The 14,459-nt window shown below is 66.6% G+C and carries 8 protein-coding genes; 7 read left to right on the top strand and 1 reads right to left on the bottom strand.

Annotated elements, in window-relative coordinates:
- Window positions 1–227: 227 nt before the first annotated feature.
- A complete protein-coding gene (uvrA, locus tag BCEP18194_RS04050) occupies window positions 228–6,131 on the top strand; it encodes an excinuclease ABC subunit UvrA (RefSeq protein ID WP_011350038.1) in 5,904 nt (1,967 codons plus the stop codon).
- A gap of 221 nt (window positions 6,132–6,352) precedes the next feature.
- On the opposite strand, the gene BCEP18194_RS04045 is transcribed toward uvrA, so the two are convergent.
- Window positions 6,353–7,735: a spinster family MFS transporter gene (locus BCEP18194_RS04045; protein WP_244272790.1), complete on the bottom strand. Its 1,383-nt coding sequence runs from the start codon at window positions 7,733–7,735 to the stop codon at window positions 6,353–6,355.
- 569 nt (window positions 7,736–8,304) lie between these two features.
- On the opposite strand from BCEP18194_RS04045, the gene BCEP18194_RS41045 reads away from it, so the two are divergent.
- The 6 genes from BCEP18194_RS41045 to BCEP18194_RS04020 all read left to right on the top strand — a co-directional run bounded on the left by BCEP18194_RS41045 (window position 8,305) and on the right by BCEP18194_RS04020 (window position 14,202).
- A complete protein-coding gene (locus BCEP18194_RS41045) occupies window positions 8,305–8,457 on the top strand; it encodes a hypothetical protein (protein WP_157687117.1) in 153 nt (50 codons plus the stop codon).
- Between the two features lie 252 nt (window positions 8,458–8,709).
- Complete coding sequence (locus BCEP18194_RS04040) at window positions 8,710–8,997, top strand: DUF1330 domain-containing protein (protein WP_011350035.1); 288 nt, start codon at window positions 8,710–8,712, stop codon at window positions 8,995–8,997.
- A 449-nt stretch (window positions 8,998–9,446) separates the two neighbouring features.
- The gene (locus BCEP18194_RS04035) at window positions 9,447–9,959 is read left to right on the top strand and encodes a GlcG/HbpS family heme-binding protein (protein WP_041492647.1); all 513 of its coding nucleotides are present in this window, start codon (window positions 9,447–9,449) and stop codon (window positions 9,957–9,959) included.
- A gap of 484 nt (window positions 9,960–10,443) precedes the next feature.
- Window positions 10,444–11,034, top strand: coding sequence for a sugar dehydrogenase complex small subunit (locus BCEP18194_RS38640; protein ID WP_157687116.1), 591 nt, complete (start codon window positions 10,444–10,446; stop codon window positions 11,032–11,034).
- Window positions 11,035–11,039: 5 nt separating this feature from the next.
- The gene (locus BCEP18194_RS04025; protein WP_011350032.1) at window positions 11,040–12,692 is read left to right on the top strand and encodes a GMC family oxidoreductase; all 1,653 of its coding nucleotides are present in this window, start codon (window positions 11,040–11,042) and stop codon (window positions 12,690–12,692) included.
- A gap of 4 nt (window positions 12,693–12,696) precedes the next feature.
- The gene (locus BCEP18194_RS04020) at window positions 12,697–14,202 is read left to right on the top strand and encodes a cytochrome c (RefSeq protein ID WP_011350031.1); all 1,506 of its coding nucleotides are present in this window, start codon (window positions 12,697–12,699) and stop codon (window positions 14,200–14,202) included.
- Window positions 14,203–14,459: the final 257 nt, after the last annotated feature.

Genomic DNA, 14,459 nt, shown 5'->3' with positions numbered 1-14,459 from the left:
CAGCTTGAGCGAACAGCGTTCCGGGGGAAGGGAATCCCGGCCGCCAGCCGCCTGCCCATGACGCCCCCAGGGTCGTCATGGAAAACTGTATGAATATACAGTATAGTGTCCGTCGAAATCGAGTCGCACGGGCACGACCTTGCGGCCCGCGCGCCGCGCCTGCGGGCATCCACCGCAGCGTCCCGGCACCGTGAACTCTGGCTAACTCATTCAGACGGGCAGGCAAATTGTCATCCAGCAATCTGATCCGCATTCGCGGAGCACGTCAGCACAACCTCAAGAATCTTGATCTCGACCTGCGCACCGGCGAGATGACGGTCGTCACCGGCCCGTCGGGCTCCGGCAAGTCGAGTCTCGTGTTCGACACGCTGTACGCGGAAGGCCAGCGGCGCTACGTCGAGACGTTCAGCGCGTACGCGCGGCAGTTCCTCGACCGGATGGATCGCCCGCAGGTCGAGCGTGTCGACGGCGTGCCGCCCGCGATCGCGATCGACCAGACCAACCCGGTCCGCAGCTCGCGCTCCACGGTCGGCACGATGACCGAGCTGAACGATCACCTGAAGCTGCTGTACGCGCGCGCGGCCGAGCTGTTCGACCGCAAGACCGCGCGGCAGGTGCGGCACGACACGCCGGAGACGATCTACGCGGATCTGGTCGCGCGCACGCAGGCGGACGATCCGCGCGTCGTCGTCACGTTCCCGGTCGAATTGCCGGAAACGGTGTCCGACGAAGAAATCGCGCAGTGGCTGTCCGCGAGCGGCTATACGCGCGTGCAGGCGCAGCGCGAGGTCGCGTCGGCCACCGGGCCGCGCAAGGTGCTCGACGTGGTGGCCGACCGCTTCCGTGTGCAGAACACCGACAAGGTGCGTGTCGTCGAGGCGATCGAGGCGTCGCTGAAGCGCGGCGGCGGGCGCGTGAACGTATACGTGCTCGCGGCGGAGCCGGAAAGCCCGGATGGCGCGACCGCCGAGCCGCAGGTGTGGCGTTTCTCCACCGGGCTCCACGATCCCGACAGCGACCTGCGCTACGCGGAGCCGCAGGCGGCGCTGTTCTCGTTCAATTCGGCGTACGGCGCGTGCGAAACGTGCCGCGGCTTCGGCCGCGTGATCGGCGTCGATCTCGGCCTCGTGATCCCCGACGCGCGCAAGACGCTGCGCGGCGGCGCGATCAAGCCGATGCAGACCCCCGCGTGGAAGGAGTGCCAGGACGACCTGATGCGCTATGCGGCGAAAGCCGGCATCCCGCGCGACACGCCGTGGGCCGAGCTGTCGGACGCCGAGCGCGACTGGGTCGTCAACGGCTCGCCGGACTGGAACGGCAAGTGGCAGAGCCAGTGGTACGGCGTGAAGCGCTTCTTCGGCTATCTCGAGTCGAAAGCGTACAAGATGCACATCCGCGTGCTGCTGTCGAAATACCGCAGCTACACGCCGTGCGACGTGTGCGGCGGCGCGCGCCTGAAGACGGAATCGCTGCAATGGCGGCTCGGCTCGAAGGAAAACGCCGACGGCGTGCTCGCGCCGGCCGGCCGTTTCATGCCGCGTGGCGTCGACTGGAGCCGCGCGCAGCTCGAAGCGCTGCCGGGCCTGACCGTGCACGACCTGATGCTGTTGCCGATCGAGCGCATTCGTCGCTTCTTCGACGGCATCAGCCTGCCGAGCGCGCTGCTCGACGATGCACTGAAGCTGCTGCTCGCCGAGGTGCGCACGCGCCTGAAGTACCTGTGCGACGTGGGGCTCGGCTACCTGACGCTCGACCGGCAGAGTCGTACGCTGTCGGGCGGTGAGGTGCAGCGGATCAACCTGACGACGGCGCTCGGCACGTCGCTCACGAAAACCCTGTTCGTGCTCGACGAGCCGAGCATCGGGCTGCATCCGCGCGATCTCACGCGGATCGTCGAGGCGATGCAGCGGCTGCGCGACGCGGGTAATACGCTGGTCGTGGTCGAACACGATCCGTCGGTGATGCTCGCGGCCGACCGGCTGATCGACATGGGGCCCGGCCCGGGCGAGCGCGGCGGCACGATCGTCTACGACGGCACGCCGGGCGACATCCGGTCGGCGCATACGCTCACGGGTGAGTACCTCGGCGGCCGCAAGCATGTCGCGCATGCGTCGAACTGGGCGCGCCGCGTGGTCGACGCGAACACGCCGCGCATCGTGCTCGAAGGCGCGAGCGAACACAACCTGCGCGACGTGACGGTCGAGATTCCGTTGCAGCGGCTCGTCTGCGTGACGGGTGTGTCCGGGTCCGGCAAGTCCACGCTGCTGCAGGACGTGCTTTATCCGGCGATGGCGCGGCACCACGGCAAGGCGACCGAGTCGCCGGGCGCGTATCGCGGCCTCACGGGCGCCGACCAGGTAGGCGACGTCGTGTTCGTCGACCAGTCGCCGATCGGCAAGACCACGCGGTCGAACCCGGCGAGCTACGTCGGCGCGTTCGACGAAATCCGCAAGCTGTTCGCGAAGGCGCCGCTCGCGCTGCAACGCGGCTATGGCGCCGGCACGTTCAGCTTCAACTCGGGCGACGGCCGTTGCCCGACCTGCGGCGGCTCGGGCTTCGAGCACATCGAGATGCAGTTCCTGAGCGACGTCTACCTGCGCTGCCCGGATTGCGACGGCAGCCGCTACCGCGCCGAGATTCTCGAAGTGCGCATCGAGCGTAACGGCCGCGCGCTGAGCATTGCCGACGTGCTCGACCTCACGGTCAGCGAAGCGGCCGCGTTTTTCGCGACCGACGCCGAGGTGCTGCGCGTGCTGCAGCCGATCGTCGACGTCGGCCTCGAATACGTGAAGCTCGGCCAGCCGGTGCCGACACTGTCGGGCGGCGAAGCGCAGCGGCTGAAGCTGGCCGGCTTCCTCGCCGAATCGGCGGCAGCGGTCAACGGCCGCCGGGTCGTCACGGAGGAAGCGCGCATCGCGCGGGCAAAGCTGTTCATGTTCGACGAGCCGACCACCGGGCTGCACTTCGACGACATCGCGAAGCTGATGCAGGCGTTCGGCAAGCTGCTCGCGGCCGGCCATTCGCTGATCGTGATCGAGCACAACCTCGACGTGATCCGCGCGGCCGACTGGCTGATCGATCTCGGCCCGGAAGGCGGCGACGGTGGCGGGCTCGTGCTGTGCGCGGGCACGCCCGACGACGTGAAGGCCTGCGCCGAATCGCATACCGGCGTGGCACTGCTGCAATACGACCGCGCAATGGATGCCGAGCTGGCGCTCGCCGACGAAGGCAAGCCGTTGCAGGCCGTACTGAATGCGGCGCGCGAGCGGCGTGCGATCGAAGGCGAAGACGTCGTGCGGATCGTCAACGCGCGCGAGCACAACCTGAAGGCGCTCGACGTCGACATCCCGCACGGCAAGTTCAACGTGATCACCGGCGTGTCGGGTTCCGGCAAGTCGACGCTCGCATTCGACATCCTGTTCCACGAAGGCCAGCGCCGTTACCTCGAATCGCTGAACGCGTATGCGCGCTCGATCGTGCAGCCGGCCGGCCGCCCCGAAGTCGATGCGGTGTACGGCATTCCGCCGACCGTCGCGATCGAGCAGCGGCTGTCGCGCGGCGGGCGCAAGAGCACGGTCGCGACCACGTCCGAGGTCTGGCATTTTCTGCGGCTGTTGTATGTGAAGCTCGGCCTGCAGCATTGCATCCACGACGGCACGCCCGTCACGTCGCAGTCCGTCGAATCGATCGCCGCGCAGTTGCTGCGCGATCATCGCGGCGAGCACGTCGGGCTGCTCGCGCCGCTCGTCGTCAACCGCAAGGGCGTCTATACGGATCTCGCGAAGTGGGCGAAGGCGCGCGGCAGCACGCATCTGCGGGTCGACGGCGAGTTCGTGCCGGTCGATCCGTGGCCGAAGCTCGACCGCTTCCGCGAGCACACGATCGAGTTGCCGGTGGCCGACATCGTCGTGTCGCCGGACAACGAGGCCGAACTGCGGCGCGTGCTCGACGAGACGCTCGAGCTAGGCAAGGGCGTGATGCATCTGCTCGCGCCGCTCGACGGGCTGCACCATGCGATGCAGAACGATCATTCGACCGCGCGTGTCGGCACGGTCAAGGTGCTGTCGGTCAAGCGCGCGTGCCCGGTGTGCGGCACGAGCTACCCGGAGCTGGACCCGCGGATGTTCTCGTACAACAGCAAGCATGGCTGGTGCACGACCTGCGTCGGCACCGGCGTCACGCTCACGCGCGAACAGCGTGCCGTGTACGACGACACGGTGCTTGCCGGCGATGATCGTGGCCGTGAGCAGACACTGCCGTCCGATGAGCAGGAACCGGAAGGCGTGGGCAACGAGCCGTGCCCGGATTGCCACGGCACGCGGCTGAACCCGTCCGCGCGTGCGGTCACGTTCGACGCGCATCCGATCGTCGAGGTCGCGCAATGGACGGTGTCCGACACGCGCCGCTGGATCGACGGGCTGGAACTGACGGGCCGCGACGCGCAGATCGCACGCGACATCGTCAGCGAGATCGGCAGCCGCCTCGCGTTTCTGGAGGAAGTCGGGCTCGGCTACCTGAGCCTCGATCGCGCGGCGCCGAGCCTGTCGGGCGGCGAAGCGCAGCGCATCCGGCTCGCCGCGCAACTCGGCAGCAACCTGCAGGGTGTCTGTTACGTGCTCGACGAACCGACGATTGGCCTGCATCCGCGCGACAACCAGATCCTGCTGGACGCGCTGCGCAAGCTCGGCGACAAGGGCAATACGCTCGTCGTCGTCGAGCATGACGAGGACACGATCCGCCGCGCCGATCACATCATCGACGTCGGCCCGGGCGCGGGCAAGCGCGGCGGCACGCTGGTCGCGCAGGGCGCGGTCGCGGATCTGGCCGCGCAGGCCGATTCGGTGACGGGGCGCCTGCTCGCGCAGCCGATGACGCACCCGCTGCAGCCGCGTCGCAGCGTAAGCCTGCCGGGCAAGAAGGGCGGCGCTGCAGTGCCGGAAGCCTGGCTGACCGTGCATGGCGCGCGGCTGCACAACCTGCGTGACGTCACGGTCGGCATTCCGCTCGCGCGGCTCGTCGCGGTGACGGGCGTGAGCGGCTCGGGCAAGTCGACGCTCGCGCGCGACGTGCTGATGACGAACCTGCTCGACGCGGTCGGCCGTTCGGTGCTGTCGTCGCCGGCCACGCGGCGCGCACGCAAGGCCGCGCAGCAGGACGCGCCGGCTACCAACCGCCGTTCGAGCGTGCTCGCGCGCAGCGCCCCGCGGCCGTCGCTGACCGTCACGCATGCGTGGCAGGGCTGCGAGTCGCTGAGCGGCTGGGAGCAGATCGATCGCGTGCTGGAAGTCGACCAGACGCCGATCGGCAAGACGCCGCGCTCGTGCCCGGCCACCTATATCGGCGTGTGGGACACGATCCGCAAGCTGTTCGCCGATACGCTGGAATCCCGTGCGCGCGGCTACACGGCGTCGCGTTTCTCGTTCAATACCGGCGACGGGCGCTGCCCCGCATGCGAAGGGCAAGGCGTGCGCACGATCGGGATGAGCTTCCTGCCCGACGTGAAGGTGCCGTGCGACGTGTGTCACGGGCAGCGCTTCAACCCGGAGACGCTCGCCGTCACGTGGCGTGGCCGGAACATCGGCGACGTGCTGACGATGGAGATCGACGAGGCCGTGGAGTTTTTTGCGCCGATCTCGAACATCGCGCATCCGTTGCAGCTGATGAAGGATGTCGGCCTTGGCTACCTGACGCTCGGCCAGCCGTCGCCGACGCTGTCGGGCGGCGAGGCGCAGCGCATCAAGCTCGTCACCGAGCTGACGAAGGTGCGCGACGACATCACGCGGCGTGGCCAGAAGGCGCCGCACACGCTGTACGTGCTCGACGAACCGACGGTCGGCCTGCACATGGCGGATGTCGCGAAACTGATCCGCGTGCTGCACCGGCTCGTCGATGCGGGGCACAGCGTCGTCGTGATCGAGCATGACCTCGACGTGATCGCGGAAGCCGACTGGATCATCGATCTCGGGCCGGAAGGCGGCGTGGGGGGCGGTACGATCGTCGCGGCGGCACCGCCGGAAGCGCTCGTGCAGGTGAGCGCAAGCCACACCGGGCAGGCGCTCAAGCCGGTGCTGGCACGAATCGGTACGGACGAAGGGGAAGCCGAGCGCGAGGGCGAAGCGCGGGTAGGGTGAGCGTGACGCTTCGACTCGACGGCCCCGGTGCTGCGCGATGATTTCCCCCAGCTGACTTGCAAAAGTGGCTGGGGGCCGCACCGCAATCCGGCCCATGCACCCCTCGTCGAGGGGTGTTTTCTTTTGGGGCGGCGGTCAGCGCCATAGGTCGCCGCCGTGATCGCGAGGCGCGCAGGCCGTCAGGTCGACACAACGATCGACCTGACCGGCATCCCGCACCATCAGCCAGCGTTCGCGCCACGCTCCTCCGCCAGCAACCGGCGATAGTGCGGCAGCGACGTGAACAGCAGCCACGCGGCCAGCGCCGCTGCAATCGTGCAGACGATGCCGATCGACTGGCCGACCATCTTCGGGTTGCCGAACACGCGATCGGTGACGAGCGCAATCAACGTCGGGCCGAGCCCGAAGCCGATCAACTGAGCGAAGAACGAGTAGAGCGCGCCGACCAGGCCGCGCATGCGGCTGGGTGCGACGAGCTGCAGCGACGCGGCCATGCACGCGGTCGGCAGCGTGAAGAAAAAGACGGTGACGGCGGCCGCGACCAGCGTGCCGATCGCGCCCGGCGCAAACGGAATGCTCGCGCAGCTGAGCAGCATCGGGATCATCGCGAACGCGGCGGTGCGCAGCGACGCATCTTCGTAGCCGCGCCGCTCGAACCAGCGCACGACCCACGGCCCGGCCAGCGCGCCGGCGGTGCCGCAGCAGACCACCAGCGCGCCGAAGCGGAAGCCGACCAGCGCCGCCGGCATCCCCTGCGCACGGATCAGATAGGTCGGCAGCCACGCCGGCATGCCGAGCACGACGATCGCGAGCGTGCCGACGCCGAACAGGATCCGCGCGTAGAACCCGCGCCGCGCCCACAGAAACGCGACCGAATCGCGGGTCGAATACTGCCGGTCGTCGGTGCTGCCGCTGATGACCTTGCTGCGTACCGGCTCGCGCACCGTCAGCCACACCAGCAGCGCGAACAGGATGCCCGGCAACCCGATCAGCACGAACGCGAGCTGCCAGGTTTCGAACCCGGCGAGCATCGGGAATTGCTGATGGACGTCGCGCGCGAACGAGATGACGAGGCCGCCGGCGACGAGCGAGAGGCCACCGCCGAGCATCGGGCCGAGGATGAAGACGCTCATCGCGCGCGGCATCTGCTTCGCCGAAAAGCAGTCGGCGATCATCGACAGCGCAATCGGAAACACGCACGCTTCGCTGGCGCCGACGCCAAAGCGCGCGAGGAACAATCCCTGGAACGTCGTGGCCTTGCCGCACAGGGCGGTGAAGATGCACCACAGGCAGATGCCGACCAGCAGGATGTTGCGCCGGTTGGTCACGTCGACGAGCCGGCCGAACAGCGGCGATGCGATCAGGTAGGCGGAAATGAACGCGACGCCCTGGACGAGGCTGAGCTGGGTATCGGAGATGGCGAGCGAATGGCGGATCGGGTCGACGAGCAGGTTGAGAAGCTGGCGATCGATATAGGCGAGCGAATACGCGAAGGTGAGAATGGCCAGGATGTACCACGACCTGAGGCTGTCCTGCCCGGTCTGGACGGAGGTGCGTCCCGCTAGCGCTTCGCTCAGGCCGCCGACGGGCGGGGTTTCATTCATGGCATTCCTCATCATTTCTCCAATACGGTCGTTCGGTTGCTGTGGAAATCGTTCGACGAAACCGTCGCCGCGCACGGCACGTGCGGCGCTGAGTCGTGTCGATCAGGCGCCTGCACGGTTGCACGGTGCGTCGCCGCCCGATCGGGGTGGCCGGCCGTGACAGGCGTCAGCGCCCTTTTATCAAACTATCGTTAGGTAGTTTGGCGGGATCGAAAGTGAAGTGCCATGAGTGTTATCCATTAAGCGCGGCTGGCCGGGCCGGGGGCGCGTGGCAACGCGTCTTGTCCCGCAAACGTGGTGTGGCGGGAAACCCGGCCGGCGGTGATCGGTATCGGGACGCGAACGGTCGGGCCACGCCGAGTCAAACGGCAAGCCGCCGCCCGGGTTTGATCGAAGGGAGAGGGCGGTCTTAATTTACCGATCACACCATTTGCGAGGCAAACGGTTCGCCACGGATCGCGGACAAATCGGTGGTGATCGCGTTGCGCCCGCCTGAAGATCGGAACAATGTTTCGAAGTACGGAATGTTGGGGAATGGAACGCACGCTGAACAAGGACGAGGCGTACTGTTGCCAGACTCCGTCCGCAGCTTCCCGATCCAGAACGGGATGAGCACGATGACCGACGAGGTATTGCGCGATTCGAGTCGTCTGCCGCAAGGTTTCGAAGAACTCGAATCGTTTCTCGATCGCTGGAATGCGACGACACCGCACGAGCGATGAATCAACCGTGCGGCGATGCCGCATGCGGAGATCGTGACGTTCCACGACGCGATGTCCGCGCGTGCGAAGGAAGCGGCCGTCCGGATCGAGCGGTTTCCGCCCGACGAAATCCATTGTTAATCCGGCTCGAAAACACAGTTGGAATCGCGGGGGATACGAGAAAGCGCGCCCGATGGTTACGATGAATGCCGTTGTCCGACGGGCGACCTCCGGATCGCCGCATCATTCTCGAACCGCAACAGGAGTGCAACCTTGGCGACCTATATCGTTTTCACGCGTGAAAGCACGCACGATCAGCAGGAACTCGACCGCTATCAGGACCAGGTCGGCGCGACGCTCGCCGGCCACCCGTTGAAGGTGCTGGCCGCGTATGGCCCGCAGGAAACGCTCGAGGGCGACGGCCCGGAAGGGGTGGTGATCGTCGAGTTTCCGTCCAGAGATGCTGCGCACGCGTGGTATGACAGCCCGGCATACCAGACCGTCGTTCAGCATCGCTTCAAGGGCGCGCGCTATCGCGCCGTGCTGGTCGAAGGCGTCTGACCGGGCGGGGCGGCTCAACGACCGCCGTTACGGCCACGCCATCGACGGAACCGTGCCCGTGCATTCGATTTCCTCATAGTCGTCGTCGATGAATTTCCATGCATTGGAACAGGACGTCGAAAGCCGGGCTGGCGATGGATCGCGCCCGTGGTCTCCGGCGCACCGCTGCTCGCGGTCGGATAGTATCCGGGACTGTCGCAATCAAAACACGTCGTTGCACACGTTCCTGCAGTTTCTCGGGATTACCGCCACCGCGGCCGTCTTGTGCGGCCGGCGTCATATTCCAACCTCCATCAAGAGCCTGCGTCATGACCTGATCGCTCAACTGTCATTTCCAATGGAGGAGCGTGCAGTGGCCGTACTGACGACGCGTCAAGTTTGTGTCACCCGCAAGATCAACCGTTCGCCGGGCAAATCAGCCTCGTCGAGCCTTTATGGAACCGCCTCTCATGTTTTCGAAGCCATCCCGACTCTTCATCGTGGTAGCCGCATTTTTCACCGCCCATGCGGCAGCACAATCTCCGGCGTCCGCACCGATTCCCGAACAACTCCCGTATGACATCCCGTACGGTGCGCCCATAACGTTGGCTCAGGCGCGCACGGCCATTACGGCAGCCGAAGCAGAAGCGCGACGCCGAAACTGGAAATACGCGATCGTCGTCGTCGACAGCGGCGGGAATCTGGTCTCGTGCGACAAGATGGACGGAACGCAACTCGCCTCCACCGAAATTGCGGAAGCCAAGGCGCGGGCGTCGGTTCGCTTCCGCCGACAGACCAAGGATATGCAGAACGCGATCAACAACGGGGCGACCGGCAACCTCAGTATCCCGGGCATTCTCGCCGGAGAAGGCGGCATCCCGATCGTGGTGGGCGGGCAACTGATCGGCGCGATCGGGACCAGTGGCGGCGCGGGGGTGCAGGATAGCGTGATCGCGGCCGCGGGCGCGGCGGCCATCCGGTAAAACGCTGCGCAACAGGCAAGCTCACCGTGGGGCGACTACTCTTTCAAATAAATAATATAAACATTACGTTTTAATTTCATTGGGTTTTGCGCGTATCCGAAACCGACCGGGGTCCGGCGGATGCGTCCCGTTTCCCGACGGGATTGGGGACTCGACACGGTCGCGAAAATACGCGATTCGACCGATATCGCTACACTCCCCCCCTGCGATGACAATTTGAACCGGTTACTACGTTCAAAAATGGAACCGGTTCCATAATCCTGTCCCGGATTATGTGCAGTTTGAGCAGTTAAAAATTTGCGTCGCATGACGTGTGCAATACTTTGTTCGGCCGGTCATGGTCGTTTGCCGGTGCTTTCGGACGGGTTGTGCACAAGTCGTGGGGGAGGCATTCCGTGGTTTCGGCGCGGAGCGACTCCCGTCGCGGAATATTTGGATGCAAGAAAGCCTGCGAGCAACCGCTCGCCAAGAAGACGAAAACGACATGTCCCCTTACGATCATGAAACACGCGTCGCTGCGCGCGCCGGCATTACCCGGAGAGCGGCCCTGAAAGTGATGGCGGCAGCCCTGACGCAGGTCGGGCTGTTCACTGTCGCGCCCGGCCATGCATTCGCGCAGCAGCCGTCGCTCGACGCCAAGACTTTTCTCGCGCTGTCGAGCGCCCTGACAGGCCACGCGAATCTCGACCCGATGACGGCCAGGCGGCTCGTCGACGCGTTCCATCGCACCGACGCCGGTTTTGCCGCGCGTGCGGCCGCGCTGGCGCAACGCGTTCGCGCCGGGCAGACCCCCGCACAGCTGTTGGCCGATGCCGACAGCGCCGGCCTTCACGACACCGCGCTCGCGATCGTCGCCGCGTGGTACACGGGCACCGTCGGTCATGGCCAGAAGGCCGTGATGGTGACCTATGCCGATGCGCTGATGTACGACACCGTCCAGGACGGGATGAGCGCGCCGACCTATTGCTCGAACGGCCCGCTGTGGTGGACCGCCGAACCGCCGCCGGCCGATGTCGCGCCGCCGCGCAAGATGGTGGCGCCAGCCACTTCACAGCACCCGCAAAAGCACGCCTGAATCTCATGAAAACTCCTGTATTTGAATCGAACGGCGACGTGTCGGCCGACGTCGTGATCGTGGGATCCGGCGTGGTGGGCGGCTTGATCGCGGACCAGCTGGTCAGCCAGGGCCATTCGGTGCTGATCCTCGAATCGGGCCTGCGCATCGAGCGCGGGCAGGCGGTCGAGAACTGGCGCAACATGCCGTTCGACAATCGCGTCGGGTCCGACTTCCAGGGGCTCTACCCGCAGGCGCCGAATGCGCCGGCCCCGCTGTATTTCCCGAAGAACGACTACGTCGGCCTGAGCGGTCCGGACGGCCAGAGTTTCCAGCAGGGCTACCTGCGCACGGTCGGCGGCACGACCTGGCACTGGGCCGCCTCGAGCTGGCGGCATCTGCCGGTCGATTTCCGGATGCAGTCGACGTATGGCGTCGGCCGCGACTGGCCGATCTCCTATGACGATCTCGAGCCGTACTACTGCCGCGCGGAAGAGGAGATGGGCGTGGCCGGACCGAGCGACCCGGCGATGCAGTCGCCGTCGCAACGCAGCCGCCCGTATCCGATGGACATGGTGCCGTGGGGGCATGGCGACCGGCGCTTCGCCGAAATCGTCAACGCGCACGGCTACCGCTCGATCCCGATTCCGCAGGCACGCAGCACGCGGCCGTGGCATGGCCGCCCGACCTGCTGCGGCAACAACAACTGCCAGCCGATCTGCCCGATCGGCGCGATGTACAACGGCATCCATCACATCGAGCGCGCGGAGCGCAAGGGCGCGAAGGTGCTCGCCGAATCGGTCGTCTACAAGATCGACACCGACGCGAACAATCGCGTGACGGCCGTGCACTGGTACGACGCGTCGCACAAGTCGCACAAGGCGAGCGGCAAGCGGTTCGTGCTCGCCTGCAACGGCATCGAGACCCCGCGCCTGCTGCTGCTCGCCGCGAACGAGCGCAACCCGCACGGCATCGCGAACGGCTCGGACCAGGTCGGCCGCAACATGATGGATCACTCGGGCTTCCACTGCACGTTCCTCGCGAACGAGCCGATGTGGCTCGGCCGCGGCCCTGCGCAGAGCAGCTGTATCGTCGGTCCGCGCGATGGCGATTTTCGCGGGCAGTATTCGGCGAACAAGATGATCCTGAACAACATCTCGCGCGTCGGGCCGGCGACGCAACAGGCGCTGAAGCTCGGCCTGGTCGGCAAGGCACTCGACGAGGAAATCCGGCGGCGCGCGATCTACGGCGTGGACCTGTCGATCAGCCTCGAACCGCTGCCGGACCCGAACAACCGCCTGACGCTCAGCAAGACGCGCGTCGATCCGCTCGGCCTCGCCTGCCCGGACATCCACTACGACGTCGGCGACTACGTGCGGCACGGCTACGACGCGGCATGCAAGCAGCTGTCGCACATCGGCACCCTGTTCGACGCGGTCGAATTCAACATCACGAAGACGCTGAACGCGAACAATCACATCATGGGCGGCACCATCATGGGCGCGGATCCGAAGAACTCGGTCGTCGACGGCGACTGCCGCGCGCACGACCATGCGAACCTGTGGCTGCCGGGCGGTGGCGCGATGCCGTCGGCGTCCGTCGTCAACACGACGCTGTCGATGGCGGCCCTTGGCCTGAAGGCCGCGGATTCGATTTCCGCGAGCCTCGCAAAGGGTTGATGCGATGACACACACGATTCAACGACACCGTCGCGCGCGGCGCGGCACCGCGTATCGCGCGGCCATCGCGGCCGGCCTGCTCGCACTCGTCGGCAGCGCATCCGCGCTTGCGCAGGGTGCGCCGGCCGGCACGGCTTCGACGTCGGCCGACGCCGCGCTGGTCGAAAAGGGACATCAGCTCGCGATCGCGGCGGACTGCATGGCCTGCCACACGGCGCTCGACGGCGGCAAGCCGTTCGCGGGCGGGTACGGCATCGCGTCGCCGATGGGGCAGATCTATTCGAGCAACATCACGCCGTCGAAGACGGCCGGCATCGGCAACTACACCGAGGCGCAGTTCGCCCGCGCGCTGCGCGAAGGCGTGCGCGCCGATGGCGCGTACCTGTATCCGGCGATGCCCTATACGTCGTACAGCGGCCTCAGCGACGCCGACGTGCACGCGCTTTACAGCTACTTCATGCAGGCGGTGAAGCCGGTCGACGAAGCCGCGCCCGCCACGAACCTGCCGTTCCCGTTCGGCATGCGCATGGCGATGGCGGGATGGAACATGCTGTTCCTGTCGAACAAGCGTTTCGAAGCGGATCCGGCCCATGATGCGCAGTGGAATCGCGGTGCGTACCTGACCAACGTGCTGGCGCACTGCAGCGCGTGCCACACGCCGCGCAACGCACTGATGGCCGAAGACTTCGGCCGTAATCTCGGCGGCGCGCAGCTCGGCGCGTGGTACGCGCCGAACATTACGTCGGATCCGGTGAGCGGCATCGGCGCGTGGACCGACGACGAGCTGGTGTCGTACCTGAAGACCGGCCGCGCAGCCGGCAAGAACCAGGCGGCCGGCCCGATGGCGGAGGCCGTGCAGAACAGCCTGCAGTATCTGTCGGACGCGGACCTGAAATCGATCGTCTCGTATCTGCGCAGCACGAAGCCGATCCGCGACGAAGGCGAATCGGTGCCGGCATTCTCGTACGGGCGAGCGATCAGCAGCGAAGCGACGTTGCGCGGCGCGTCCGCGCTGAACGCGAACGGCACGCTGACGACGGGCGCGGCGCTGTTCAGCGGCTACTGCGCGAGTTGTCACCAGGCGAACGGCAAGGGCAGCCCGAGCCAGGCGTATCCGTCGCTGTCGAACAATACCGCCACGGGCTCGCGCAATCCGTCGAACCTGATTGCGGCGATCCTGTACGGCGTCGATCGCGAGGTGGGCGGCGAGCATGTGCTGATGCCGTCGTTTGGCGAGGAGTCCTATGTCCAGCCGCTCAAGGACGACCAGGTCGCTGCCATCGCGAACTACGTGCTTGAGCAGTACGGCAATCCGGACGTGACCGTCACCGCGGACGACGTTGCCGTCGCGCGCAGCGGCGGCCCTGTTCCGCTGCTCGTGCGGGTCCGGCCGCTGATGCTGCCGGGCGCGGCGCTGGTCGTGCTGATCGCGATCTTGGGCGTCGTGTTCTGGCGGCGCCGCCGCCAACGCGTCCCGCTTGCCGATCCGCCGCGCGGCAACGCAGGCTGATTCAGCGGACCGCCGCCCAGGTGCGGCGCGGAAGCCGGCATCGATCCGTCAGCGCAAGCCGACGCGTGTCGAGCCGGCTTCCGCATTTCAGGTCAAACCGGCTCGACGTCCCGAAAATGGCCTGGGCATGACGATTTCGCGTCCCGTGGGCGCGCTCATTCAAGCGTGGACGTGCGGCGTGCGACCCTGCCGGCAGGGAACCGGCACCGCACGCACCACCGCATCGGCCGCCCATCTCACGTGTTCCCGATCCGGGC

Origin of the sequence: Burkholderia lata (assembly GCF_000012945.1) — a bacterium.
In the GTDB taxonomy this organism is placed as follows: Bacteria; Pseudomonadota; Gammaproteobacteria; order Burkholderiales; family Burkholderiaceae; genus Burkholderia; species Burkholderia lata.
Note: the sequence above shows the minus strand (reverse complement) of the source record. Positions and strands in the feature narration are given on the sequence as shown.

Coding starts and splice junctions, on each gene's coding strand:
- BCEP18194_RS04020 (WP_011350031.1), top strand. CDS start 12,697: ATGACACACACGATTCAACGACACCGTCGCGCGCGGCGCGGCACCGCG.
- BCEP18194_RS04035 (WP_041492647.1), top strand. CDS start 9,447: ATGTTTTCGAAGCCATCCCGACTCTTCATCGTGGTAGCCGCATTTTTC.
- BCEP18194_RS04025 (WP_011350032.1), top strand. CDS start 11,040: ATGAAAACTCCTGTATTTGAATCGAACGGCGACGTGTCGGCCGACGTC.
- BCEP18194_RS38640 (WP_157687116.1), top strand. CDS start 10,444: ATGTCCCCTTACGATCATGAAACACGCGTCGCTGCGCGCGCCGGCATT.
- BCEP18194_RS04045 (WP_244272790.1), bottom strand. CDS start 7,735: ATGAATGAAACCCCGCCCGTCGGCGGCCTGAGCGAAGCGCTAGCGGGA.